The sequence below is a fragment of the Shimazuella sp. NTD250 genome (assembly GCF_059510375.1).
In genome coordinates this window covers 529,248-555,134 of the sequence record NZ_JCAJZS010000002.1, presented here as the reverse complement: position 1 = coordinate 555,134, position 25,887 = coordinate 529,248, and the positions used below count along the sequence as shown (strand labels likewise).

At 37.3% G+C, this 25,887-nt stretch carries 30 protein-coding genes and 1 riboswitch; of the genes, 18 read left to right on the top strand and 12 right to left on the bottom strand.

What is annotated here, in order from left to right; all coding sequences use genetic code 11:
• Window positions 1-27: 27 nt before the first annotated feature.
• From trxA (AC5WOF_RS07690) to AC5WOF_RS07665, 6 genes are all read left to right on the top strand, one after another.
• The gene (trxA, locus tag AC5WOF_RS07690) at window positions 28-351 is read left to right on the top strand and encodes a thioredoxin (protein WP_240874681.1); all 324 of its coding nucleotides are present in this window, start codon (window positions 28-30) and stop codon (window positions 349-351) included.
• A 128-nt stretch (window positions 352-479) separates the two neighbouring features.
• Window positions 480-800 (top strand): thioredoxin, encoded by a 321-nt coding sequence (gene trxA / locus AC5WOF_RS07685; RefSeq protein ID WP_496049358.1) that lies wholly within the window; start codon window positions 480-482, stop codon window positions 798-800.
• Window positions 801-853: 53 nt separating this feature from the next.
• Entirely contained in the window at window positions 854-1,279 is a 426-nt protein-coding gene (locus tag AC5WOF_RS07680; RefSeq protein WP_496049357.1) for a GTP pyrophosphokinase, read from the top strand.
• Between the two features lie 66 nt (window positions 1,280-1,345).
• On the top strand, window positions 1,346-3,118 hold the full coding sequence (gene uvrC, locus AC5WOF_RS07675) for an excinuclease ABC subunit UvrC (RefSeq protein WP_496049356.1): 1,773 nt from the start codon (window positions 1,346-1,348) through the stop codon (window positions 3,116-3,118).
• A gap of 242 nt (window positions 3,119-3,360) precedes the next feature.
• Window positions 3,361-4,017 (top strand): TetR/AcrR family transcriptional regulator, encoded by a 657-nt coding sequence (locus AC5WOF_RS07670; RefSeq protein ID WP_496049355.1) that lies wholly within the window; start codon window positions 3,361-3,363, stop codon window positions 4,015-4,017.
• Between the two features lie 29 nt (window positions 4,018-4,046).
• Window positions 4,047-5,537: a phytoene desaturase family protein gene (locus tag AC5WOF_RS07665; protein ID WP_496049354.1), complete on the top strand. Its 1,491-nt coding sequence runs from the start codon at window positions 4,047-4,049 to the stop codon at window positions 5,535-5,537.
• A gap of 50 nt (window positions 5,538-5,587) precedes the next feature.
• On the opposite strand, the gene AC5WOF_RS07660 is transcribed toward AC5WOF_RS07665, so the two are convergent.
• Both AC5WOF_RS07660 and AC5WOF_RS07655 read right to left on the bottom strand, forming a co-directional pair.
• Window positions 5,588-6,211, bottom strand: a complete 624-nt coding sequence (locus AC5WOF_RS07660) for an FMN-dependent NADH-azoreductase (protein ID WP_496049353.1) — start codon at window positions 6,209-6,211, stop codon at window positions 5,588-5,590.
• A 62-nt stretch (window positions 6,212-6,273) separates the two neighbouring features.
• Window positions 6,274-6,888, bottom strand: coding sequence for a superoxide dismutase (locus tag AC5WOF_RS07655; RefSeq protein ID WP_496049352.1), 615 nt, complete (start codon window positions 6,886-6,888; stop codon window positions 6,274-6,276).
• 227 nt (window positions 6,889-7,115) lie between these two features.
• Between AC5WOF_RS07655 and AC5WOF_RS07650 the strand changes: the two genes are divergently transcribed.
• Both AC5WOF_RS07650 and AC5WOF_RS07645 read left to right on the top strand, forming a co-directional pair.
• Complete coding sequence (locus AC5WOF_RS07650; RefSeq protein WP_496049351.1) at window positions 7,116-7,754, top strand: helix-turn-helix transcriptional regulator; 639 nt, start codon at window positions 7,116-7,118, stop codon at window positions 7,752-7,754.
• A 405-nt stretch (window positions 7,755-8,159) separates the two neighbouring features.
• Window positions 8,160-8,342, top strand: a riboswitch (Lysine riboswitch).
• A gap of 162 nt (window positions 8,343-8,504) precedes the next feature.
• Window positions 8,505-9,737, top strand: a complete 1,233-nt coding sequence (locus tag AC5WOF_RS07645; RefSeq protein WP_496049350.1) for an aspartate kinase — start codon at window positions 8,505-8,507, stop codon at window positions 9,735-9,737.
• A 12-nt stretch (window positions 9,738-9,749) separates the two neighbouring features.
• Here the strand turns inward: AC5WOF_RS07645 and AC5WOF_RS07640 are convergent, their stop codons facing one another.
• Window positions 9,750-10,583 carry a lipase family protein gene (locus AC5WOF_RS07640; protein WP_496049349.1) on the bottom strand — a complete coding sequence of 278 codons (834 nt, stop codon included), beginning with the start codon at window positions 10,581-10,583 and terminating at the stop codon, window positions 9,750-9,752.
• A 251-nt stretch (window positions 10,584-10,834) separates the two neighbouring features.
• On the opposite strand from AC5WOF_RS07640, the gene AC5WOF_RS07635 reads away from it, so the two are divergent.
• On the top strand, window positions 10,835-11,407 hold the full coding sequence (locus AC5WOF_RS07635) for an acetylglutamate kinase (protein ID WP_496049348.1): 573 nt from the start codon (window positions 10,835-10,837) through the stop codon (window positions 11,405-11,407).
• Window positions 11,408-11,452: 45 nt separating this feature from the next.
• Here AC5WOF_RS07635 and AC5WOF_RS07630 read toward each other — a convergent pair whose 3' ends face one another.
• From AC5WOF_RS07630 to AC5WOF_RS07600, 7 genes are all read right to left on the bottom strand, one after another.
• Window positions 11,453-11,638, bottom strand: a complete 186-nt coding sequence (locus AC5WOF_RS07630) for a hypothetical protein (RefSeq protein ID WP_496049347.1) — start codon at window positions 11,636-11,638, stop codon at window positions 11,453-11,455.
• Between the two features lie 57 nt (window positions 11,639-11,695).
• A complete protein-coding gene (locus AC5WOF_RS07625; RefSeq protein ID WP_496049346.1) occupies window positions 11,696-12,808 on the bottom strand; it encodes a hypothetical protein in 1,113 nt (370 codons plus the stop codon).
• A gap of 302 nt (window positions 12,809-13,110) precedes the next feature.
• Window positions 13,111-14,142: a type 2 isopentenyl-diphosphate Delta-isomerase gene (gene fni, locus AC5WOF_RS07620; RefSeq protein WP_496049345.1), complete on the bottom strand. Its 1,032-nt coding sequence runs from the start codon at window positions 14,140-14,142 to the stop codon at window positions 13,111-13,113.
• Between the two features lie 35 nt (window positions 14,143-14,177).
• Window positions 14,178-14,558 (bottom strand): globin domain-containing protein, encoded by a 381-nt coding sequence (locus tag AC5WOF_RS07615; RefSeq protein WP_496049344.1) that lies wholly within the window; start codon window positions 14,556-14,558, stop codon window positions 14,178-14,180.
• Between the two features lie 33 nt (window positions 14,559-14,591).
• Complete coding sequence (gene ppaX, locus AC5WOF_RS07610) at window positions 14,592-15,248, bottom strand: pyrophosphatase PpaX (RefSeq protein WP_496049343.1); 657 nt, start codon at window positions 15,246-15,248, stop codon at window positions 14,592-14,594.
• A 479-nt stretch (window positions 15,249-15,727) separates the two neighbouring features.
• The gene (locus tag AC5WOF_RS07605) at window positions 15,728-16,444 is read right to left on the bottom strand and encodes a hypothetical protein (RefSeq protein ID WP_496049342.1); all 717 of its coding nucleotides are present in this window, start codon (window positions 16,442-16,444) and stop codon (window positions 15,728-15,730) included.
• Between the two features lie 226 nt (window positions 16,445-16,670).
• Window positions 16,671-17,483 carry a DUF4238 domain-containing protein gene (locus tag AC5WOF_RS07600; protein WP_496049341.1) on the bottom strand — a complete coding sequence of 271 codons (813 nt, stop codon included), beginning with the start codon at window positions 17,481-17,483 and terminating at the stop codon, window positions 16,671-16,673.
• A 734-nt stretch (window positions 17,484-18,217) separates the two neighbouring features.
• Here AC5WOF_RS07600 and AC5WOF_RS07595 point away from each other — a divergent pair.
• From AC5WOF_RS07595 to AC5WOF_RS07570, 6 genes are all read left to right on the top strand, one after another.
• Window positions 18,218-18,361, top strand: a complete 144-nt coding sequence (locus AC5WOF_RS07595; protein ID WP_496049340.1) for a hypothetical protein — start codon at window positions 18,218-18,220, stop codon at window positions 18,359-18,361.
• A gap of 135 nt (window positions 18,362-18,496) precedes the next feature.
• Window positions 18,497-18,910 (top strand): hypothetical protein, encoded by a 414-nt coding sequence (locus AC5WOF_RS07590; protein WP_496049339.1) that lies wholly within the window; start codon window positions 18,497-18,499, stop codon window positions 18,908-18,910.
• A 241-nt stretch (window positions 18,911-19,151) separates the two neighbouring features.
• Window positions 19,152-20,261, top strand: coding sequence for an ABC transporter ATP-binding protein (locus tag AC5WOF_RS07585; protein ID WP_496049338.1), 1,110 nt, complete (start codon window positions 19,152-19,154; stop codon window positions 20,259-20,261).
• Between the two features lie 164 nt (window positions 20,262-20,425).
• Complete coding sequence (locus tag AC5WOF_RS07580; RefSeq protein ID WP_496049337.1) at window positions 20,426-20,812, top strand: carboxymuconolactone decarboxylase family protein; 387 nt, start codon at window positions 20,426-20,428, stop codon at window positions 20,810-20,812.
• A gap of 23 nt (window positions 20,813-20,835) precedes the next feature.
• Window positions 20,836-21,246, top strand: coding sequence for a MerR family transcriptional regulator (locus tag AC5WOF_RS07575; protein ID WP_496049336.1), 411 nt, complete (start codon window positions 20,836-20,838; stop codon window positions 21,244-21,246).
• Between the two features lie 2 nt (window positions 21,247-21,248).
• The gene (locus tag AC5WOF_RS07570) at window positions 21,249-21,992 is read left to right on the top strand and encodes an SDR family oxidoreductase (RefSeq protein ID WP_496049335.1); all 744 of its coding nucleotides are present in this window, start codon (window positions 21,249-21,251) and stop codon (window positions 21,990-21,992) included.
• A 35-nt stretch (window positions 21,993-22,027) separates the two neighbouring features.
• Here AC5WOF_RS07570 and AC5WOF_RS07565 read toward each other — a convergent pair whose 3' ends face one another.
• Window positions 22,028-22,612 carry a LysE family transporter gene (locus tag AC5WOF_RS07565; protein ID WP_496049334.1) on the bottom strand — a complete coding sequence of 195 codons (585 nt, stop codon included), beginning with the start codon at window positions 22,610-22,612 and terminating at the stop codon, window positions 22,028-22,030.
• A gap of 111 nt (window positions 22,613-22,723) precedes the next feature.
• Here AC5WOF_RS07565 and AC5WOF_RS07560 point away from each other — a divergent pair, with 111 nt between their 5' ends.
• The 3 genes from AC5WOF_RS07560 to AC5WOF_RS07550 all read left to right on the top strand — a co-directional run bounded on the left by AC5WOF_RS07560 (window position 22,724) and on the right by AC5WOF_RS07550 (window position 24,885).
• Complete coding sequence (locus AC5WOF_RS07560; protein ID WP_496049333.1) at window positions 22,724-23,278, top strand: helix-turn-helix domain-containing protein; 555 nt, start codon at window positions 22,724-22,726, stop codon at window positions 23,276-23,278.
• Window positions 23,279-23,579: 301 nt separating this feature from the next.
• Window positions 23,580-24,002, top strand: a complete 423-nt coding sequence (locus AC5WOF_RS07555; protein ID WP_496049332.1) for a MarR family winged helix-turn-helix transcriptional regulator — start codon at window positions 23,580-23,582, stop codon at window positions 24,000-24,002.
• Window positions 24,003-24,072: 70 nt separating this feature from the next.
• A complete protein-coding gene (locus AC5WOF_RS07550) occupies window positions 24,073-24,885 on the top strand; it encodes an SDR family NAD(P)-dependent oxidoreductase (protein WP_496049331.1) in 813 nt (270 codons plus the stop codon).
• A gap of 164 nt (window positions 24,886-25,049) precedes the next feature.
• On the opposite strand, the gene AC5WOF_RS07545 is transcribed toward AC5WOF_RS07550, so the two are convergent.
• Entirely contained in the window at window positions 25,050-25,877 is an 828-nt protein-coding gene (locus tag AC5WOF_RS07545) for a carbohydrate ABC transporter permease (RefSeq protein ID WP_496049330.1), read from the bottom strand.
• Between the last annotated feature and the right edge of the window lie 10 nt (window positions 25,878-25,887).

Below are 25,887 nucleotides of genomic sequence, written 5' to 3'. Positions count from 1 at the left end.
GTAAGTACCATTTAGGAGGAATTACCAATGGCAATCGTTGAAGTAACAGATAAAGATTTTGGCACAAGTGTTGAAGGTGCAGAAAGCGGAACCGTTCTAGTTGATTTCTGGGCTCCATGGTGTGGTCCATGTAAAATCATTGCTCCTATTTTAGAAGAAGTAAACGAAGAGATTGGCGAGAAAGTGACCATCGCAAAATTAAATGTAGATAACAACCCAGAATCAGCTAGCAGATTTGGTGTGATGAGTATCCCTACTCTGATGGTTTTTCAAAATGGAGAGATGAAATCCAAATTGGTTGGACTTCAGCCAAAAGAACAGTTGATTCAATGGCTGGGTGAATATATGTAAAGGAGAGAAGTGTCCGGGTAACGGGCACTCTTTTTGTATGCATGATTTTCTATTTTGAGGCAATTCTTTATTCTTCAATAATGATATACTACTTATTGCAGTATACATATACTCGGGAGGAAGAAGAAATGGCTCTAATAGAAGGAACAGATCAAACTTTTGCAATAGATGTAGAAGGGGAAAAGGATCGAAAGGTTTTGGTTTATTTTTGGGCTCCATGGTGTCCTCCATGTAAAGTCCTAGGTCCAATCATAAAGGAAATAGATGAGGAAATTGGCGATAAGTTAAAGATTGTAAAAATAAACGTCGATGACAATCCTGAATCAGCTGGTAATTTTGAAGTAATGAGTATTCCAACATTGATCGGTTTTCAAAATGGAGAGATGAAATCCAAATTGGTTGGACTTCAGCCAAAAGAGCAGTTGATTCAATGGCTAGATGAGATGTGAAAACGAAAAAGTGTCCTTGTGGGCACTTTTTTATGCTAAAAAGAGGTGAGGACATGAATTTGCTAGAAAAAGCAATTTTGATTGCTACGAAAGCACATGCAGGACAAGAAGATAAGGGAGGACAGGCGTATATCCTTCATCCTTTAGCCGTTATGTCACGTGTTCTTTCTACTGATGCAAAGATAGTAGCAGTACTACATGATGTGATCGAAGATACACCCATCACCATTGAAATTTTGCAGAAAGAGGGTTTTCCTGTCCATATAAGAGAAGCTATTTTGGCAGTAACGAAGCAAGGAGAAGAAACATATGAAGCCTTTATAGAGCGAATTGCTCAAAATAGTTTAGCGGTAGAAGTAAAGTTGGCGGATTTAGAAGAGAATATGAACTTAGATCGTATTCCACAGGTTACTTCAAAAGATAAAGAGCGCTTTTTTAAGTATCAGCAAGCATATAACCGCCTAAAAAGCTTGATTTAGCTGCCTATTGGTGGGATTTGTATAGATGTCGTAAAATAGAAAGGAGAACAAGTGAGGGAGAAACACATGTTAAAAGAAAAATTGAGTTTACTGCCAAATCAACCCGGTTGTTATCTGATGAAGAATAACCAAGCGGAAATCATATATGTGGGGAAGGCGAAGAACTTACGCAATCGTGTTCGTTCTTATTTTTCTGGTTCCCATGATGCGAAGACAACTCGACTAGTGATGGATATTGTCGATTTTGAATATATCGTAACATCAAGTGATCTTGAGGCATTGATACTCGAATCCAATTTGATCAAAAAACATCATCCGCATTACAACATCATGCTAAAAGATGACAAGTCTTATCCTTATATACAGTTGACCAAAGAGAGGCATCCGCGGCTGCTTGTTACACGAAAATTGGTCAAAGACGGCTCTAAATATTTTGGTCCTTATCCCAATGCTGGTGCTGCACAGCAGACGAAAAGGTTACTCGATAGGCTTTTTCCACTCCGAAAATGTACGACATTACCTAAACGTGTTTGTCTCTATTACCATTTGGGACAATGCTTAGCTCCTTGTGAATATGAAGTATCGGAAGAACAATATGAGGAATGGACACAGAAGATCACTCGTTTTCTAGGAGGAAATCATCCAGAATTAAAGAAAGAATTAAGTCAACAAATGCATGAAGCTGCCGAGTCTCTACAATTTGAAAAAGCAAAAGAACTACGTGATTTGATTAACGATATCGATACTTTAATGGAAAAACAACATGTTTCCCTTGCGGATCAAGTAGATCGAGATGTGTTTGGTTATTATGTGGAAAAAGGCTATTTGAGTGTCCAAGTATTTTTTATCCGGCAAGGAAAACTCTTGGAGAGAAATGTCTCTATTTCTCCGCATTTCCAAGAGCCAGAGGAAGATTTTCTCAGCTTTGTTGGGCAGTTTTACTACGATGCCCCTGCTTTACCAAAAGAGATTGTCTTACCAAATGGAATAGATGAAAACTTAGTATCTGGACTCATCCCAGAGGGAAAAATTGTGATCCCTCAAAGAGGCACCAAACGAAAATTAGTGGAAATGGCAACAGAAAATGCAAAGATTGCCCTTTTGGAGAGGCTCCGTTTGATGGAACGCGATGAGAGTAAAACCACTTTATCTCTTACTCAATTAGCCGATGCAATTGGGATGGACTTGCCGAAACGAATAGAAGCATTTGACAATTCCAATATTCAAGGAACAGATCCAGTATCAGCGATGGTCGTATTTATCGATGGGAAGCCAGCCAAAAAAGAATACCGTAAATACAAAGTTCGTACCGTAGAAGGTCCAGATGATTACGAAACAATGCGTGAAGTAGTCCGACGTCGTTACACAAGAGTTTTAAAAGAAAACTTACCTCTGCCTGATCTGATTCTCATTGACGGTGGAAAAGGTCAGTTAGCAGCAGCCTTAGATGTATTGGAAAATGAATTAGGACTTGCTATCCCAGTTGGAGGTATGGCAAAAAATGAGAAACACCAAACGGCAACTTTGATTATGGGAGAGCCACCTTCGGAAGTTCCATTGAAACGGGGAACGGATGGATTTTACTTATTGCAACGCATTCAAGATGAAGTTCACCGTTTTGCCCTGTCCTTTCATCGGCAGACGAGAAGCAAAAGCTTTCTCCAATCCAAGCTCGATGGGATTCCGGGTGTTGGAGAGAAACGTAAACAGCAACTTTATCGGCATTTTGGTTCGATGGATAAGATACAAGCAGCGAGTATAGAAGCTTTACAAGAAGCAGGAATCCCAGCGAAGTTGGCAGAAGCGATTAAACAGCACCTAGTGACAAAGGAGAGGTAAAAGACATCCCCCTCGATCTGCTTCTGATTGGAGCGAACCAAGGGGGATGGCACTTTGATATTGATTTTATTTTAACGGACTCTTTGTAATTTGCAAATGAGATTATGTATGAAGTGGGATAAACATTTTTATTTCGGAGATGAAAATACATAAGAGATGTAATTAACCTAACCATGAGTATATGTTTTCTGTTGTTTGCTAGCCTTAAAGCTATCAATTATAATTAATAGTATTAAGATTTTATGAGCAAAGGAGGGATTCTTATTATTCCTCAAACAATTTCTAAGCGTCCACCTGGCAGACCTAAGAGAAACACAAATAGTGATTTAAAAGATACAGAAAAACTCATTTTATTTCATGCTGGTCGTCTATTTATGAAGAGTGGCTATGCAGCTGTTTCCATCAGTATGATCACAGGGGAAGTAGGTATTACCAAGCCTACTTTGTATCATTATTTTCCAGATAAAGAACTTTTATATGCAGCGGTTCTATGTGAACGCTTAGAGCGTGTTCGTGCAGAAATCATGAAAAGTATGGAGAACAATCTGGGCATGAGAGAAAAGCTGTTTTCTTTGGCGTACGGTTTTTTTAAATACGCTTCCATGTGCATATCCACATTGATGAAAGATGTTAATGAGCATTTGTCCGCTGATCTAATCCGTAAAGTACATTTAGCATATGAGCGGTCTATCGCCACACCTCACCGCAATATGATTCGAGAGGAGATGAAAAGGGCTGAGTTACAAAATCAGTTAGATTGTGTTGATTTGCTAACGGATGTATGGCTCGGTTTGCTTGATTCGTTGTCCCAACAAGCATTTGCAAGAAAACAAGATGAGGCTGCACTTACACGGCTGAGTTTGACGGTAGTCTCTGTCTTTTTAGATGGAGTTGCCTAAATCATAAGCTTCTGTGAGGGGGAACGAAAATGGCTAGAGGAGTGGTAATTGGGGGTGGACTATCCGGTCTGGTTTCAGCTGCTATCCTATCTGCGCGTGGACATGACGTAGTACTGCTCGAAAAACAGCCAAAACTTGGTGGGAAAATCCAAGAGTTACAGCTAGATGGTTATCATTTTGACTTTGAACCTTCGATGATTACGATGCCTTGGATTTTTGAGAGAGTCTTTCGAGAAGCAGGTAAGACAATCGATCCAAAACTTCGTTTTATTCCATTGGCTGTAAATAGCCGGAATTTTTTTGAAAGTGGGACGATCATCGATCTTACATCTGATCCTGACTACATGATGGATCAAATGAGAGAGTTCTCTCCTGAAAATAGACAAGGTTTTATTGACTATTTGATGGAATCCGCGAGGTTGTATGAAATTGCAGATGCGAAATTTTTCGAGAATCCTAACATTAATTGGTCTGATTTTCTATCTTTTCCTTGGTTGAAATCGTTTCTATCCGTATATCCGCATCTGACAATGGATGCTTTTCATAGAAGATTTTTTGATGATCCACGTTTATTGGCAATGATGAATCGCTATGCGACTTATGTTGGCTCTTCCCCTTACCGTGCACCAGCAGCACTAGGTTTTTTTGCTTATCTGGAATTGGTACAAGGTGTTTATTATGTGGAAGGCGGCAACTACCGTTTAGTAGAAGCTTTTGAACGATTGGCATCGGAATTAAATGTTCATATTTTCCATGAAACACCAGTACAACAAATTATAGTGAAAGATGATTTTCGGTTTGAGGTGAAAACGGAAAAATATTTGTGGGATGCTGATTTTGTTATCTCTAGCGTGGATTCTATTACATTACAAAATTTGATGAAAGCACGTCAGCAAGAAACTAAAGTGAATTTGGAACAGAGTTCTTCTGGCTTTTTGTGCTTGCTCGGAGTAGATAAGAAATATAAACATTTGCATCATCACAACTATTTCTATCCACTAGATCATAGTCGTCAATATGTGGATATCTTTGAACAAAAAGAGTGGTCATTGACCCCTGCATTACATGTTGCTTTTTCAGGGCATTCGGAATCGTCACGTGCAAATCAGGGAAGTAACCTAGCGATTTATGTCAACGTACCCTCTTATGATAAAAATCATCGTCTGCATCAAGCATCTTACTATGATTCCTATCGAGACTTTATTGTACATTGGTTAGAAACAAAGCTAGGCTTAGCTGATTTGGGGAAATCGGTCGTGACCCAAAAAGTATATGGACCGAGAGAATTAGAGGCAATGATTGGTACAAAACATGCTGTCATTGATCGAGTAAATGCAAGTAGTTTTTTTCAACCGAATATAAAGGATAAAAGTGTTGAAGGACTTTATTATACAGACAGTAGTACACATATCGGTGGAAGTATTGTGATGTCTGTGATAAATGCATTAAATACGATTCCATTGGTTGAAGAGGACCTCACAAAAAAAGATAAAAAATGGTCTACTTTGTTGGAATACTAAAGACAAAAAAAGGGAGCAGGTAGCATAACCAAACCTGCTCTTCTTATTTGTTAAAACGTTTCTGCGACCTTAGCTGATTTTTCGATTCCTTGCTGAATAATTTCCTCTTTGCGATCTGGATATTGGTTATGTCCCTCTGTGATGACAGTTGTGATGTCAGTAACACCAAACAGCTGCAAGTTCGAAAGAACCAAATTAACTGCCATTTCGGTAGTAGCTCTCTCTCCAGAGTAATCTCCACCACGTGCATTTAGAATGACAACTTTTTTATCAGTTGCAAGACCGATTGCTCCTTCAGGAGTAAAGCGGAATGTCGCTCCAGCTCTATTTAAATAATCAAAGTAAGTATGCAATACACCTGGAACGGTTTGATTCCACAATGGAAAAGCAAATACGATTTTTTCAGCGGCTAAAAATTGATTTAAATATTTGTCCGCTGTTTCTACAGCTGTTTGTTCTTCTTGAGTCAATTCATATCCTTGACCTGCTTTAAAAATACCAGTGAGCATTACGTTATCATAATAGGGGAGATGTTCTTCGAATAAATCTAATTCAATGAATTCATCATTTGGATATTGTTCATGATAGCTTTGTACAAATGCATCATACATTTGTACGCTGACGGCTTGATCACTAGGACGATTGTTTGCTTTTATAAATAATATTTTGGACATGATATTTCTCCTTAAATGAGTTATTTATTGTTTTTAGTCAATCTTTCATATTGCATTCAGCTTTAAGCCCGAATTTGTTTATACTTTTCATTGACAATATCCCAATTGATTATTTGGAAAAAGGCAGCAACATAATCTGGTCTTTTGTTTTGATAACGCAAATAATAGGCATGTTCCCAAACGTCTAATCCCAATATAACTTGTTTTCCAGTCATCAACGGGTTGTCTTGGTTAGGTGTATGTACAATCTCTAAACCGTTTTCATCTGCTACTAACCATACCCACCCAGATCCGAATCGACCAAGAGCTGCTTTGGTAAATTCATTTTGAAAAAAATCGAAGTTGGTAAATTGATCATCAATTGCTTCCGCAATTTCATGGACAGGTTGTTTTGAAACGCCAGGGGTGAGAATTTCCCAGAATAAACTATGATTGTAATGTCCTCCACCATTGTTTTGGACAGCGGTTTGAATGGAAACAGGCAGTTCATTGATATTTTGCAACAGTTCTTCTAATGATTTATTTGCTAATTCTGGATGATTTGCGAGCGCTTCGTTCAATTTATCTACATAAGTTTGATGATGCTTCCCATGATGAATCAGCATAGTTTCTTTATCGATATGGGGTTCAAGAGCTTCAGGTGAGAATGGTAGTGCAGGTAAAGTAAAACGGGACATAGTCAATCTCTCCTTATTTTTATACTTTTTAAACCTATAAGTATAAAAAGTGATATATTGATATTTAATCGTAAAGGCAGGAAAAAGGCAATAGATTTTTAAAAAGAATTTTTCACATTCTTTTTGCTTGTAAAGAAAATTTATCCAATAATGGTTGTATGTTTTTTATACTTTATGGTATAAAAAATGTATCCCATATCACTGTGTATGAGAAAGTAGGTGGAGAAATGTTGCATATGAATGCTACCACGAAACAGATCTTAGATCTCATAAAACGCCAAAACGAAGTTTGTGTTAACTTTCTTGCTAATGAACTGAACATTACACATATGGCTGTTCGAAAGCATTTAAATAAATTAGAAAAAGATCAATTGATTACTACTTTACAAAGCAAACAATCAGTGGGTAGACCCGCTACTCTATATCGTTTGACAAAAGCAGGAAAAGCATTATTTCCTCAAAATTACGGAACACTGTCTGTTGAATTTTTAGAAGATATAGAGGTGCTAGATGGAAAACAAAAAGTAGATATGCTTTTTCAGAGAAGAGAAGAAAAGTTAAAACAAAAATACACAGAACGGATAGCATCGAAATCAACCTTTAAAGAGAAGGTAGCAGAATTAAAAAGGATTCAATCGGAAAATGGTTATATGGTGGAAAGTGAAGAAATCAATGATGGGGAAATTGAGTTCATTGAGTATAATTGTCCTATCTTTGAAATAGCCAATAAATATAAAAAAGCATGTGATTGCGAACTTTCCTTGTTTAAAGAAGTGCTGGGAGTAGATTCGATAGAACGAACGACATGTATGTCTGATGGAGATCATAAGTGCCGATATGTAATGAAATCTCATAAGTCTTCTTAAATAACTCTTTGTTTCCAGCGAGCAAAGGGGTATTTTTTTGTTATTATAGTATTGGACAAGGGAAGGATTTTTCCTTCACCAGTCCAACCTATGAAAAAAACAGGTTTACAAACAAGTATTCGCATGGTAATATATGTATAGTCACAGCAGACGAGACCCAAGTTGCTCGCGGCAAAGAAGAAATCAACAAACGGAAAGCCGTGGGGTACTCGGGTTAGCTTGGTAATGAAATAGTCATAAGGCTATCGTCTCAAGAATCCAACGATTTTAGCCGTGTGGAGTTGTCAAGGTATTCTATATAATGATGTATTGCCTGTTATGAAAATGATAGTAATCTCCATTTGAAAAACATATTGTCATTCTAGTAAATCATATGCTAAACTAAATAAAATTTCACATTTTTACCTGTGTAGTAGAGGTTGCGATAAAGATAAGTACTCATACGGAGGATTTGGGTCCTATGAAGGATGAGGAAAGGTTTTGTCGCCGAAGTCGATTATTCGCCTAAAACGGATAAACGATTGGGGTCGTAGTCAAATAGATGCGACACTGTCACAAGAATTTTTCTTGTGGAGTACTATCTCACAGAGAGAAGTCGCGAATAGACGACAGCTAGTGTTTCTCTCTGCTGTGGTCTTTTTATTTTGTAAAGAAATCTTGCCGATGAGACTTACTTAGTGGTTTAGTTGCATTTATACAGATAAGATAAATGATATGATTCTTATCTGTAAAAAAGGGAGAGACATACTGTTGAAGATCATCGTAATGAAATTTGGTGGAACTTCGGTAGGAAGTACAGAGAGAATCCGCGAAGTCGCCAAAAGAGTTGAGGAAAAAGTTCAAGCAGGATATAAATGCGTTGTTGTATTATCGGCAATGGGAAAAACAACGGATACATTAATTGATATGGCAAAGGAGCTAAATCCACATCCTTCCCCACGAGAGTTAGATATGCTGCTGACAACAGGAGAACAAATTAGTATATCGCTATTGAGTGTTGCACTACATCAACTAAATTTAGAAGCCCGTTCCTTTACTGGTTGGCAAGCTGGTATTGTAACAGATGAGGTTCATGGCAAAGCGGTAGTGAATCAGGTTAAATCAGACAAATTGCTTTCTTTTTTGGAAAGAGGAGAAATTGCTGTAGTAGCAGGATTTCAAGGTGTTACAGATAAAGGCGAGATTACCACTCTCGGTAGAGGTGGATCAGATACAACAGCTGTAACGCTCGCTGCTGCATTAAACGCGGAATACTGTGAAATATATACAGATGTTACAGGTGTTTATACCGCTGACCCAAGGGTTGTCAGTCAAGCACAAAAAATAGATGAAATATCCTATGAGGAAATGCTGGAATTAGCTCGATTGGGAGCTGGTGTGCTGCACCCTCGCTCAGTTGAATGTGCATTGACTCATAAAGTAAATTTAGTTGTGCGTTCTAGTTTTGAAAAGGTACCAGGAACATGGATAAAGGAGCAAGATCAAATGGAAGAAAGTTTACAAGTCAGAGGTATAGCTCATGATCTGGATGTGGCAAGGATAAAGTTATTGGGTCTGCCAAACAAGCCAGACAGTTTAGCTCAGCTTTTTACTGCGTTAGCAGATGCCCACATCAATGTTGATATTATTGTGCAAAGTGAGCATCAAATAGATCGAATTGATGTTGCCTTTAGTATCTCCGAAGATGAAGGTGAAGCAGCTAAAAAAGTATTACGAGAAAAACAAAATATCCTTGGATTTCAAGATATGTTGTTTGAAGGTGGTCTAGCAAAAGTATCTGCTGTTGGAGTTGGGATGATGACTCGCCCAGGTGTAGCAGCTAATATGTTCGCATGTCTCAGTGAAGCAAATATCGCAGTAAAGATGGTATCTACGTCTGAGATCAAGTTATCTTGTGTCATAGATCGTGACAGAGCGATTGAAGCAGCGAATCGTTTGCATGATTATTTTGGACTTGGTGCAGATGTTGAAGTTTCTGTATAAAGGAAGTTTTCTTTATAAATCGCTTCGAATAGATGGGCAAAATCGTGGATTTGCTTGGCATATTTGTTCCGTGTATTTTGGTGCAAACCGAGAGAGAGCCGAAAAATATCTATCCAATTGATGGTTTTTTAACAAGGGGAACTTAAGTGGAGAGTTCCCTTTTTTGCATTGAAATGATATGGGGAAATAACCTTTCACATGTTGATAGTTTAATCCTTTTTTTGTAAAGGGTGGTTTAATATGAGCTTGTGGTTCAAGAGGGATATAATCATGAACATTTACAACACGAATGTTTTCATTAATTCTTAGATCATACGTCATCGCAAAAGCGGGATCACCGACACGTGGTGAACCGAATGTGTATACCCTTGGATGTCGGAAAGGGGTATGTTTGGAGATATCGAGTGCAGCTATTGTTGCAATCGCTCCACCTAAACTATATCCAGTAACATATAAGCTTCTTTTCACGTGTTTATCAAATGCACATAAAATAGAGAGAATCGAAGAACGTATACAATTGTATAAATAAGTGAAACCTTCATGGGTTTTACCCGAATTAGAGATAAAAGGGTATTTTGTCTGATATAAATTTAGATCAATAGAAAGATCAAAAGCCCGGATACTGGTTCCTTTAAAGACGAGAATGAGATTTTTTTTACTCTCCAAGAGATAACCAAAAGCCTCGTAGCCATACTTTTTTGGAAGGCAAAATACTTGTACCAAACGATACCCAAAATTTTTGGGAACGATAAAACGAAATCGTTTATCTAGGTTTCTCGCTTGGCCACAACAAGCGAGCATAAAAAGCGCGTTTCTCACAATGTGTTTATTTGGATTACATTCCATCTTCTCTCCCCCAAAAGAAACTACTTTAACCATCTTATGCAAAAGAGAAAATAATGGTTTTCCTATTTGCTTGCTAGACAAGGCAATGCTTAGCCTTTCGAATAGTTTGTTCTAATGGGAAGATGAATTTTAATATGAAATGGTGATGTCAGCGAAAAAGAGGCAGAAATAAAAAGATTAATTACACTAGTTATTCACCCAAAAAACAGATGGAGAATAGGTTGTAGAAAGAAGTAGCTGGGGGAGTGAACATGTATTTTAGCTCAATGGATACTTGTATAACTAGATCAGAAGTGGAATGGAAAAATTACATCCGTTTATTATGGGAACAGCATGTAGAATGGACGAGATTGACGATTGTCAGCTTGGTCTTTGATTTACCGGATACCAAATTTGTAGTCGCCCGTTTACTGCGAAATGCTATAGATATGGGAAACTCTCTTAAACCTTTTTATGGAAAAGAAACAGGAGAGAAGTATGAAAAATTAATCAGGGAACATTTAGTAATCGCAGCTGATCTGGTGAATGCAGCAAAAGCTGGGGATCAGAAAAAAGTAGACGAAATAGAGAGAAAGTGGTACGTAAATGGAGAAGAAATTGTAGTATTTTTGAACAGGATAAATCCATGTATTGAAATAAATGAAATGAGGAAAATGTTTTTTGAACATCTAGCCCTTACAAAGTCTGAGGCTGTGTATATGCTGCAAAAAGATTTTCAATCGAGTATTGATGTGTATGAAACCATCGAGGCAGAAGCTTTGCAAATGGCTGATACCATAGGTGATGCTATTGTTACTCAATTTTACTCATCTTTTCATGATTAGGATAAAATGAAAAAGAACCAGCAAATTGAAGCTGGTTCCCTTTTGTTATTTGCTATCTTTCCAAGGTTCTTTGCCTTGTAATTCTCCTGGAAAAATTATCTTGCTATCCCGAACTTCTAAAATGACAAACTCCGATTCGATATCTATGATAGATATCCGTGGATAGGTAAGATGATGCTTACCTACGTAATGGTAAACTTCTGTATCTGATTTGAGTTCCTCTTCTTCCACTCGCTCCCCATTTTCGGTGTAACAAAAACCTGTATAAATGGCCAGTCCCTCCTTGACCTAAATATCGACTAATCTATTTTGAAGTTGGATCGTAGTGATGTATTGCTTAACTTGTTCATTTGATAAAACTTCTAATACTTCCAGATTTGGTTTTAATGCCTCGTGAACAGGGGTACAAAAGGTAATATCCCAAGATCGATCTCCTAATGTATTTCCTCCTAATATCACCACAGGAACCTCATTTAGCTTAGGGATGTGATGGAGTGTACCTTCGCCAAAGAGCCAATTTTCGGGCATTACTGCTGCGGGTATTTTACCTTCCCCATCTAAAGCATGGAAGTCGTAAAACCCAAACAAGGCATGATCATATATTTGTTCTTCTGTGTCCGAAAGATCTCCGCCTTTTGCAAGATGAATTGCTTTTTCGTTTCGATTGAAAATTGCAAAATCTGGATGACTACCAAATTGAGTAAGATACAAATCCTGTAATAATGTAAAGAAATGAAAATTGTTTTGGATCATATCTGCTTTGATCCTCAAACCAGTGTCACTCTGCGGATGGAGGATGATCATTTCATAATCATCTACACTATACAAAACTTGTTTTAGATAATAGAGATTGTCCACCTCATCTTCTAACTGGATAACTTGATGGATCAAAGGGGTGTTTGTTCGGATACTCTGTCTTGCTTCTTTTAACCGACATATAGAGGTCATCGCTGCCAAAACAACATATGAAGAAGTAATACTAGCCTTTAGAGCATCAGAATCATAGGCAAAAAAGAACTCTAATTCCTTTGGTGATAAAGGACCGCCTTCCCATCCTCCTTGCTCAGCTAAAGATAAGAAAGATTCCGTTGCTGTTAAATGATTTTCTAGTTGTTGGATGATGTGATCAACGACAATTTTTGGGTTTCCGCCAAATTCAATGAGACTTCCACAAATTAGGCAAGTAAGTCCTTTCTTGTACATATCTAAATCTAGCGGCATTACCATTGCAATACTAGTGAGTATTTCGTCTAAACTATCGCGATTTTCAATAGCAAAATGCAGTAACTGTTTAATCGCAGGTTCTTGAAACGCTGTCTGATCTTGCTTTAAATCTTGGCCATTTGTAATTGGTTTATGTAAAAAATCAATATAATCTTGTATAACCTTTTGCAGGGTCATAAACACTCTCCTAGGTATAAGAAAACAAGTATTTTGCTGCGGGAATCTCTTTTTAAATGGCAAGTTCGTTCCATTGTACGATGGGATTTGTATTTTGTGAAGTGTTTGTTCTAACAAGTTTTTGTATGTTCTTTGGTGATTTTAAGTCTTTTTATATATGAAATCTTTTGTTCTAGCTTGAATGGATTGTGTTTATATTGTCTCTATTTAATATTTTTTAAAAATATAGATTAAATGGGAAGTTTTATTTATTTCATAGTTGAAAAAGAATTCGTACCAAAAGGAACGAATTCTAAAAAAGTTTAACTTATTTTGTGGATCATTTTCTGGCTCAAAGAATCAATCGTATCTGCACCTACTCCAAACATAGCCAGTTTTAATTCTAATTCCACTTGTGTCATCTTTTCCACTAGTTTGGTTGGGTCGTTTACTGCATCACGAAGTAGAAATCGCCCGAATCCTGCTAAATTAGCACCGAGTGCAATGGATTTTGCAACATCTACCCCATTTTGTAAGCCTCCACTAGCTATGACCGTTTCACCTGGGTTTTTTGCTCGGATATCGTGGATACATTCAGCAGTTGGAATACCCCAATCGAGGAAAGCTTTTGCAGCTTCTTTTAGCATAGGAGTCGAACGAAAACTTTCTACTTGACTCCAAGAGGTCCCTCCTGCACCAGCGACATCAATAAAATGTATTCCACAATCATACAGCTTTTTTGCTAGCTTCCCATGAATTCCCCAACCCACTTCTTTTACTCCAACAGGCATATTCAACTCGGCACATATCTTTTCTATTTTTTTTAGTAGTCCTGAAAAATTTGTATCCCCAGCAGGTTGAAATGCTTCCTGCATGGAGTTCAGATGAAGGATCAGTCCATCTGCTTCTGCAATCTCCACAATTTTTTGGCAATGTTCTACCCCCATTCCTTTGTTCAACTGGATGGCTCCTAAGTTTACTAGAATAGGTATATCAGGGGCATAGGGGCGCATCTGAAAAGTAGAATGAGTTTCTGGGTTTTCAATAGCAACACGCATAGACCCAAGAGCTAATGTCCAACCTCGCTCTTGGGCAGCTGTTGCTAAAACTCGGTTTATGTTTCCAGTATCTTGTGTTCCGCCAGTCATGGAACTAATCAGGAGGGGTGTAGCTAAGGTGTGATCTAAAAAACGAGTGTTAAGAGAGATAGAATCAAAATCAATATCTGGAAGTGCTTCATGTACAAGGCGATATTTTTCAAAGCCAGTAGTTATCCCTTGTCCTGACACGTTTTCATTTAAAACAATCTGCACATGCTCAGCTTTGCGCTGTTTGGTGTCATTTTGCAGTGTCATTCCCGTCCATCTCTCCTCGTTATTCTAAAATATGTTTAGTACGTTTCCTCGCCTTGGTTGACCATGTGATAAGCAGTCATCACCAATCTGTCCCACATTTCTTCCCGGATTTTCTCCTCGATGCCGACTTCCTCTAATGCTGCTGACATACAAGCTAACCAAGCCTTTGCCGTTTCAGGATAAATGGGGAAGGGTAAGTGTCTAGCTCTTAAACGGGGATGGCCTCTTTTTTCGGTATAGAGAGGAGGTCCGCCAAAAAATTGACTGAGAAAGAGGTACTGTTTCTCCATCGTTTCCGTGAGGTCTTCTGGAAATAAATGCCTTAACTCGGGATGTTGTTGAACACGAGGGTAAAAGGCTTCGACAATTTCCCAGATTGTTTTTTCTCCCCCTATTTTTTCATAAACAGATTGCATTTCGTTGTTCCCTCTCTAAGAATCAATTCATTTTTAATTGTTATATTTGGTGTCCTCAAGTCCTATAATCTTCAAAATTTCCCGCATATCTTCTACCCAATAGGTAGGTTGATGATTTTTAACGTCTTCGACATGTAAACTCCAAGCTACACCGATGGAATCAATCCCCGCACGTTCAGCTGCTAAGATGTCATAACGGCTATCTCCGACCATGAGAGTTTCATGAGGAGTGACTTTTAATTGATCCATCGCACGGAGCAGCATGTCTGGATGTGGTTTATTTCGCTCAGCTTCATCTGCACAAATAATAATCTTCATCCATTTATCTATTCCGAAACGTCTCAAACCTTGTTCAACAGCAGCACGGCGTTTATTGGAAATAACACCCATCGTAATTCCGTTTTGATATAGTTTTTCTAAACAATAGAGGACATGAGGAAATTCTTCTACCAAACGATCATGTTCTGTTTCATTGAAAAGACGATATGTTTTTACCATCTCCTCTGCTTGGTTAGGATCAAAAAAGTACATCTGATCCGGTAGAGGCTCTCCCATGATTGGCATGACATCTTCTCTTGTAAATTTATTGGGGCAGTGGATATCAAAGGTATGTTCAAAAGATGCTAAAATAAGTTCATTTGTGTTAATGAGAGTACCATCTAAATCAAATAGTATAGTGGAATATTTCATGTAAGATCACCTCTTTCTAATGGTACTACAAATATCATGTGGTTTTAAGATTTCTTTGATACAATTACTTTTTTAATAAAATAGAGGGCAGGATAGATAGAAAGAGGTAGTAGAATTGAGATTGTTAAAAATATCTGTATTGGATTTCTCAATTGCCTTTTCAAGAGGTAAATAAGAAATTCTGCTGAGTTGAAAAGCCTTGATTTATAAGGGTTTTTGGGCAATGAAAAATACAAGGTTACAAAAGAATCGTTTTGTAACCTTAAAAAGAGTCGAAAAAGAACCACGAGAAGGTAGTTAATCAGTTGGATTTGTTTTAATAAAAATAAATCACAAAACATCAAAGGAGAGACAAGTGAAGGAAAACGGAAAATGAACAACAGAGGAAAATAAAAATAGAAAAATTCTGAACACAAAACCCCCGAATCACCTGGAAATCCCCATGCGGATTGTGGGGCAAAAATTCGGATATCAAAAAATCAATTTGGGTTTTCTGCTTTAAGGAATTTGTGGTCTAATATTTCTTCTTTCAAATCACGTATTTCACCTGAATCAATAAGTTTTCCGCGTTCTTTTATTTCATTAACTGTTGGATTTATTTCATCAGAAAAGTAACATCTCCACCATTCGATTTCTCCCTCCGGAGAAGCACTTGGCCCAAATTCAAATAATAAACTGCATTCAAACCTTATACCTGTTGTCGTAATGAGATAATAAGAATAAAGGGCATTTTCGGTTCTAGGTTGGATTGTTGAAACAATTATTGCTAATATTATTTTGAATTTAAATGCATCACCATATTCTATTTTTTCATTGGAATCTGTATCATATTTGCTCAAAAGTTCATTTACAAGATGGAAATCGCCTATTATATGAGTACCAGATTCTTCTCTAGGTCTTAGGTAGTGGTTATGCAGACTAACAGGAACATTTTTTATATTGGTAGCATATAAGCAGATTTTACGAAGCCCTTCTTCATAGATGAGATTCGCGGTGAATTTTAATTCCGGTTTTGTAGCTTCTTTCTCTTTTTTCCTAGCTTCCTCCATTTGCTGATTTGCCTGATTAACTTGCTTTAGAGCAATTCTTGCAGTCCAAACAGTTGCTAATGCACCTATCATTTGTCCGATTGCTGCCCACATATTCCAATCCGTCCAATCTCTTTTTGAAAGCCAATCATACATATTTTCTAACACATAAACACCCCTACACAAAATTCAATAAATTCATAATAACAGATAAAATCTATTATTTCAGAATGTAAATAAAATGTAATGATGTAATATTCGGAATATAATGCAAACACAATATGGAGACTTTGAGAGAATGAGTGTGATTGTCAACAAACTCCAAGAGCACAGGAAACAAAAAGCAATTGCAACTGCATAATAAAGAAAACCTCTTGTAAATGATAACAAGAGGTTATTTTAATGATAAACGTGTAACAATCTCTTCTAAAATGTGTTTGTCTCTTGCGACTAAGAGTTCGGTTGCATTAAGTGCAATACTATTGTTAACATCAATCACTAAATCCATTGAAATGACCTCTGTTTGGTTTTTACCTGATATACCAGTAATCATGCAGATTTCAGAGGATATAGGCATTACAAAATTCTTATTTTTTGTGATAAATGTTGGTTCATCTGATGTTATGAATTGGCTTCCTTCTGGTGCAAGTAAAAAAGATATATTCTGTTGACTCATCCTTCCGATCGCTCTATCAGCTAATTCACAGAGACGTTTATTATTCGTATAATTTGCTGCAATTAGCCTATTCATTTGGTCATTCAAGACATCTTGTAACCCTGTTTTTTCATAAATTGGCTTTAACTCATCTTTTTCTAGGATTTGTGAGATCATTTCTATCGGCATTGTTTCTGATAGATTCTTCTTATTTACTGTCCTAGCATGTTGGACTCCAGCAAAATCAATTAAAACATCTCTTTGTTCTTTGGATAAAAATTTGTTTCTTTTTATGTCAGTGAATAAACCCTTATTTAGACTATCCCCATAGGAAGTTTCTATATATTTTGATAGGTTTTTTTCGAAATCATTATTTAAGTTGCCATTCACATCAATAGAACTATGAATTTGATTTTCCCAAAGAATTTTTTTGGCTGATTTTCTTTTGAATTCTTTTTTCTCTTTAAAATAGACATGGACATACTTATTTTGATCAGCAAAGTTCTTTTGATGAACAACAGGAACGGTGTGATGTTTTTTTGGTTCGTTCATAATTCACCCCTCATAAAACTCTACAAAATGGAAGTGTTTAGGTTAGAAAATTCTAACATTAGATTATAGAACTAGCAACGCTTCTGTAATAAAACAATATATAAATAAAGACCCCGAAGCCTTAAGTTATTTCTGCTGAGTTTTTCAAGCTTCAAAACTATATACATTTGATGCTACTTTCGGGTCTTTTTGCATACCACTTAGATATCTAAGTGGATTATTTATGTCTAAAAAGGGAGTTGTACCTTTTGGCTACTACAGAACCTGCAATATTTTATAGTAGGGATATGTATGCTGGATTACAAAAACATAGTGAAAGAGATATTAAGTAATTTTGAGAATGTGGAAGAGCTTGATGGACGGTTAAGAGGTATAGCTTTACTTGGCAAGATGAGAAAGTGGAAAGGATATCGTTGCAGACTATGTCGTTAGGCGATACGGATTTACTAAATATGCATTCGGTGAACAATTATATTTAATTTTGGTTTTAAAGCCTCTAACTCTCTCTTCCTAAGCTTCTTCCATTTGTTGTATTGCAAGTTTTGTTTGTTCTAATGATGGTTAAAAATCAGCTTTATTAATTTGTTTAAGACATGATTTCAGAAAGGATATAATGATTAATAATCACTTTATAAACAGTATAATACAAAATGTATTTCTTGGTAAAGTTGTGCCTAACAGGATTTTTTTGTTGTTAAGACCCTATTGCCTTTCATATTGTGACATATGGGAGAATGATTATTGCTTTGATAGAAAAAACACCTAAAATAGAATTATCCAGTAATAATCGTCGAACGCTGGAGTTTTTTCATGAGTGTCAATCTTTCCACTCGGATCACCAAGGTTCTGGTGTTGATGTGGGAAATCCTGATCTTTAAGATGTATTATCTTACAAAATTGTAAGTTATATTTAAGTTGGATCGATAACAAAAAAGATAACTAGTTGTTAATATAAAACAGAATTAAGCAAATTTAATTCGGAAAATTACAAATTTGAAAAGGAAAGATGTAAGGTGAAAAATTATTCGAAATTTATTGGTGTTCTTGCTTTAACTGGTGCTTTGTTATTAGGTGGGCTTAGTTTTCCTCATGAATCGAATGCAAAACCAAAGTGTTTGGTCAGCGGCAGTACAAACATAGCATCATGGAAATTTTCAAAAGGTTTTACATTTCATGCTTCGAGTAAATTCACACCAAAACTTGATATTACCTTATATGGTGATGCAAATGGTGACTACATTCCTACTCTGGAGAATGATAAAGGTAAAATGGTTGCAGGGGGGACAGGAGATCATTATAGTACCAGAAAACAAACCAAAACATTGGTCTTATCAAATAAAAAGCTGGGTGCAGGGAAATATACCCTTTATTTTTCAAACGGAGGGAAGAAAACACTTCATATCACTTCTATGTGTCTTCATAATTAACAAAAATCCAGCCACTCTTTTTTGAGTGGTTATTTTTATGGTTAAATTTTGAGAAAATTATGTATCATGTAGTAATAAAGGAACTTTTATTATAGGTGTTATTTACTGTAAAATATTTAATGTGGAATAAATAATTCTTGAGATATAAGGCTTTTTTGATTATCATATAAGTAGGTCTGTTATTAGATAAGTAGCCAAATCTACGCTATTAATAATGAAAAGTGAAAAGAGGTCTTCATCTATGACTGGAGTGCGTTTAAATAACATTTACAAACGTTATGGAGATACTACCACCATTGATAATTTGGATTTGGAGATAAAAGATAAAGAATTTCTTGTATTAGTTGGTCCTTCTGGATGTGGAAAAACAACAACACTGCGAATGATTGCGGGTTTAGAAGAGATTTCAGAAGGGGAACTGTACATCGGTGATCGTCTGGTAAATGATGTTCATCCAAAAGATCGGGATATTGCTATGGTTTTTCAAAGCTACGCCCTTTATCCCCATATGTCTTGTTATGAGAATATGTCTTTTGCCTTGAGATTGAAAAAGACCCCAAAGAAAGAGATTGATGAGAGAGTAAGAGAGGCTGCTAAAATCCTCGATATTGAGCATCTATTAGACCGCAAACCGAAAGCGCTTTCAGGCGGTCAACGTCAACGGGTCGCTTTAGGACGCGCGATTGTCCGCGAACCTGCGGTGTTTTTAATGGATGAACCATTATCTAACTTAGATGCAAAGTTACGTGTACAAATGCGTACCGAAATTAGTAAACTGCATCAACGTCTCCAGACTACTGTTATTTACGTCACTCATGATCAAACGGAAGCAATGACGATGGGGACACGGATTGTGGTTATGAAAGATGGAGTGATTCAGCAAATTGATACTCCAACAGAAATCTACCAGCGTCCAGCAAATCAATTTGTGGCAAGTTTTATCGGTTCTCCAGCAATGAATTTTGTAAAAGGGAAACTTCGGGAAGAGGGTCAAGAACTTTTCTTTGATACAGTTAATGGAGAAGTAAAGTTTCCAGAGGGACGGTCATCTATCCTACGACAGAAAGGATATGTTGGAAAAGAAGTAGTTTTAGGTATCCGTCCTGAGGTATTACATGATGAACCAGTTGTGATGGATACACTAAAAGATAGTTTATTCCAAGCGAATATCGATGTGGTAGAAAACATGGGCTCTGAAATGTTTCTCTATGTAACTGGTTTTGGAGATGACACATTGACCGCAAGGGTAAGTGCTCGTACACCGTTTGCTCCAAATAGCTCTATCCAGTTAGCAATTGATATGAATAAAACTCATATATTTGATCAAGAAACGGAAGAACGTGTTATCTAATCCCTTCTTTAGAAGGGATTTTTTGTTTTATGATATCAGAATATATAAAATATACTTTCTTTTATCTGGATACTTGCATTGGAGTTAACTCTAAGGTGTATAGTTACCCCATAAGCAAGAGTAAGAGAAAACAACACAGAAAAGCACAAAAGGAGCCGATCAAAATGGCAGAAGAAACAAGATTTGAACGTGGACTGGCGAAATTGGCAGAAGTAGATGGACAAGCAGGGAATGATGTAGTAAGTCCCTTAGGAGATTTGGGGAAATATATTGTAGAGTTTGCCTTTGGAGATATTTATAGCCGTGAAGGATTGAGTCTAAGGGAGAGAGAAATTGCAGCCATTGCGATGCTAACGGTATTAGCAGGAAGAGAGCCGCAATTGAAAGTACACATCGGGGCAGGATTGAACTTCGGTCTTACTCCAGACGAAATAGAAGAAGTCATTATCCAAACCGTGCCTTATTCTGGTTTTCCTACAGCTATTAATGCACTCCATACGTTAAAACAAATAATGAAAGCAAAAAGCGATAAAACTCATACATTAGAGTGAACTTAAAGGTGTATACTTGGAATATGGAAAAAATGCTAACGATACAAAAGATGTCACAAGTCACTGGCTTGAGTACCCATACCTTAAGGTATTACGAGAAGATTGGGCTTATCTCTTCTGTTCGTCGCAAGGAAAATGGTTATCGTCTATATTCTGAAGCAGATATTGTATGGGTGGAGTTTCTAAATCGCTTAAGAGCGATCGGAATGCCTATTCAGCAAATGCAGGAATACGCTGCACTACGTATGAAAGGTGACAAGACGATAACACAAAGACGTAAAATGCTAGAGGATTACAATCAACAAGTACAGCAGCAACTATTCGACGTGAAGCAAAATTTAATCGCAATCCAAGATAAGATTAAACTGTATCGGAAAATGGAAGAAGAATATGAGAGGTCAAAAGGTACGAACAGATTAAAAGAAGGAAGTTAAAAATGGAGAAAAAATTAACAGGGAAAGTAGCATTAGTAACTGGTGCATCAAAAGGGATAGGAAAACAAATTGCGTTAGACTTGGCATCACATGGAGCAAAAGTAGTGATCAATTACGCCAGTAGTACAGCTCAAGCAGAGGAAGTTGTCGCTCAAATTAAATCAATTGGGTCTGATGCAATTGCGGTAAAAGCAGATATAAGTAAATTGACCGAGATCAAAGATCTGTTTTATCAAACGCTGACTGCTTTTGGCAGCTTAGATATCCTTATCAATAATGCTGGTACGATGATAACCAAACCATTGGTACTGATGACAGAAGAAGAATTCGATAATCAGTTTTCGATTAATGTAAAAGGGACGTATTTTGCTATCCAGCAAGCTGCGATGTTTATGAAAGAAAATGGACGTATTATCAATTTATCTACATCCGTAGTAGGACAAATGTTTCCAAACTATAGTGCCTATGCTGGTACAAAAGGAGCTGTTGAGCAGTTCACCCGCCAGTTAGCAAAGGAGCTGGGTTCAAAAGGAATTACGATCAATGCGATTGCTCCAGGGCCTGTAAATACTGAGCTGTTTACAGTTGGAAAAACAGAAAAACAAATTCAAACAATAGGTGGGGCAAATGCGTTTGGGAGATTAGGTGAGCCAGAAGATATTTCAAAAGTTGTATTGTTTTTAGCAAGCAATGAATCTGAATGGGTCACAGGGCAAACCATTCGAGTAAATGGCGGTTTCATTTAATAGTAAAAAGCTGACTGTAGAAAGGTCAGCTTTTTCTATTCCATGAAGATGGTAATCGAAATGTAAACCAATGATAAGGCCATCACGAGATTAAAAGGTTTTCGGTATTTGGTTAAAAAAGTCTTAAACACAGAGCCAAATAAACTCCAAGTCAATGTTGCTAAAAAGCCAAACAGAGCAATAAGAGCGGAAAGCCAGATGAGAGCCAAATTTGTATGATAATAAGGTAGGATGAAGGTTGTGATCAACGTAATACCAGATAGGATACCTTTTGGATTGATAAACTGTAACAAGATAGCAGTAAAGTAAATATGATCTTGTTTTTTATCATTCTTCTCATCTATCCCTTTACTTGTGATGATTTTATAGGCAAGATAAAGCATATAGATTCCGCCTAAAATAGTCATCGCAAATTGAATATTTGGCATGATATCTTGCAGGAAAAGATTCAAGTAGCAACAGGCTAACATAACAAAGAAATAACCCGTTCCGACTCCTAAACAAAAGCGAATGGATTTTTTGATCCCATATTTGTTTCCGAAAATCATGCCCATGATGTTATTTGGTCCTGGAGTAAAGCTGGTTACAAAGACATATAGCAAAAAAGAAAAGACAGGCATGCCAAATCGCTCCTTGTGGTATGTTATAATGACTGATACAGACACTATAACATACAAAACGTTTTATTGTACATATCGTGCGTTATAATGTTTTATTAAAAGGAGTTTAAGATGGAAGAAATAAACCTTATTATTGCGAAAAATTTAAAGGCATTGCGAGAAGAGAGAAAACTGAGTTTAGAAAGAGTGGCAGAACTAACGGGTGTAAGCAAAACGATGATAGGTCAGATTGAAAGAGGAGAATCGAGTCCTACTATCAAAACAATTTGGAAGATAGCAAGTGGACTTAAAATTTCGTTTAGTTCCTTAATAAATACTCCTCTTCCAGATACAAAAGTAATTCCAAAAAATGAATTGCAAACGTTGACCGAATGCGATGGGAAATATCGAGTTTATTCGAACTTTCCTTTTGAGGATGGAAGGAGATTTGAAATTTATACGGTTGAAATTGAATCAGGGGCATTTGTTCAATCAGAAGCACATTCAGAAGGCACGGAAGAATATATCACTGTTTTTGATGGAGAATTAACAGTGAGCATAGGCGATGAGGAATTTGTCGTTCATTCAGGGGATTCCATCCGTTTTAAAGCAGATCGACCACATGATTACATCAATAATGGACAAGTGCAGACGAATTTAAGTATGATTCTTTATTATCCTTCCTAATTATAATAGTTAGACGTGTATGAGATGAGTGAATCTTGGGCAGAGTGTAAGTGATGGCTGAGAACGTTAACTTAGCCTATATGGAAAACAAAAAATCTAATTCGATGCTTTTCATTTAATTACTAATTTCAAAATAGTTACTATCTTACTGTGAAGCCAATCTGACTAATCGATGGACTGGTTTTCATTTTTGTGGTTTCCATCGATCCTTAAACTCCAATTTCCTTTTGCTTGACAACTTAAATTTATGGTGTTACTATGTGGTAGAAATATTAGCCGGCAAAGTAAAAGAGGGGATTACATGCATTCATTTAAAGATGATATAAGCTTCTCTCTTATTCAATTGATCAAAGAGCATCGAAGGCAAAGCGATGAAGCACTCAGACAGCTTGGATTACATGCATCGCAAGAGTTTGTACTTTTCCTTCTTTGGGAAGAAGATGGTTTATCTCAATCCCAACTAGCTGCCCACCTCAATTTAGAGCTGCCCACGATTACTAGATCAGTGCAACGTATGGAGCGTGCTGGTTTGGTAAAGCGCCATGTTGATGAGCAGGACACACGTATATCACGTGTCTATCTTACCGAAGCCGGGCGAGCACTCTATGAGCCAGCAATGCAGGTATGGAAAGATCTCGATGCTCGTATTTGTCATCAAATGACTGAGATAGAACAGGTTTTGCTACGTCGACTGCTTCAACAATCTCTTGTTAATTTTTCTTAGAAGAGGAGCTTCCTCTTTTTTTTGAAAAAATAAATAGCCGGCAAATTATATTAAGAAGGAAGGATATAAGATGAATATGGAAGTACCAATGATGAAAGATCGAATTGCTTTAGTGACAGGAGGAAGTCGTGGTATTGGTGCAGCAACCGCAATTCAGCTTGGAAGGCATGGGGCTCATGTAGCTGTCAACTATTATCGAAATGAAGCAGCTGCCCAAGAAGTCGTAAAGACCATTGAGAGAGCTGGAGGCAAAGCGCTTGCCTTTCAAGCAGATGTCACGAAGCAGGATGAGGTTGAACGAATGGTATTGCGCGTTCGAGAGAGTCTCGGACTTATTGATACGCTGGTTCTCAATGCCCCAGCTTCAAGCAGTAATTCTTCTGAGATTCCTGCCCACGAACAACTTCAGGCGATTCTTGCCTCTTTTCAAGGGAGCCGTTGGGACATTTTGGATTCATTTGTTCGAGGCCAACTGCAAGCTGCTTATTATCCAAGTCAAGCAGTTCTTCCTGATATGGTGAAACAACAGCGAGGAAGCATAATCTTTGTAAGTGCCACCCATGCTCGCCGACCAAATACAGGGGGAATTGCAGTATCAGTGGCAGTAGCTAAGGCTGGCGTGGAGGCAATGATACAACATATGGCAGAGGAGCTAGGTCCCATCGGGATTCGAGTTAATACGGTGGGTGGAGGAATGATTCTTACAGATCTTAACGCCGGAGCTCCACAGGTAGTAAAAGATCAGATGGCCCAACAGACTCCTTTGCGGAGAAATGGCCAACCAGAAGATATGGCTTCTGCTATTACCTACCTCGCCTCAGATCAAGCCTCTTTTGTTACTGGTGCCTATCTCACTGTGGATGGCGGTAATTTTATCATTTAATTGTCTCATTGTGTTAACAAGGAATCGCTCAAAAACGATCAAAGCAGAAAGTGAAATAGATTGTTTTCTATACTACACTAAAAAAATCAACATAGAAAAAACAGTGATTACTCATATCACTGTTTTTGGTATTTTATACAACACATTTAATTAATTAATATAGCCTACTCTTTCACTGCGCCAGAAGTAAGTCCTGCGACGATCCAGCGTTGGAAAAATAAGACCAAGATAACAAGTGGAACAGTCACGATAACAGATGCTGCTGCGATATCTCCCCAAGGGATGATAAATTGACCTTGGAACAAAGCAATACCTACTGGGATTGTTTTGTAGAGTTCTTCTGTATTGATGGTAAGAGCAAATAGAAACTCGTTCCATGCAGCGATGAAGACCAAAATGGCAGTTGTAAAAGTACCTGGTAATACGAGAGGTACAATGATTCGATAAAATCTCTGAAAGGCTGAGGCTCCATCTACTTTCGCTGATTCTTCTAATTCCAATGGTATTTGCTTGTAGTAAGTTGTCAAATTCCAGATGGCTAGCGGTAGGGCAAAAGTAGTATATGGCAGAATCAAACCAAAATAACTATTGGTTAAATCAAATTGTTGCAAGAACAAATATACAGGTGCTATCGTTGCGATTTGTGGAAACATCGACACAGCGAGAATCACACCGAGCAAAATATTTTTACCTCTAAAATGCAATCGTGCAATCGCATAAGACGTAAAGGAAGCAATGATCAAGCTAAAAGCTGTGGTGATCGAAGCTACAACTGTACTGTTCCATAAATAACGAAGAAATGGTCGTTTTTCGTCTGTAAATACATTGATATAACTCTGTAGGCTAGGGTTGGTAGTATAAAAAGAGAATGCCCGCTCACCAAACAGGTCCGATGGCGGTTTGATAGACGTTATAAATTGCCAAAAGAATGGGAACAGAACAGCGAAGAGAAACAAGCATACAAATAGATAAAATATTATTTTCTTACGCATGACTGCCCCT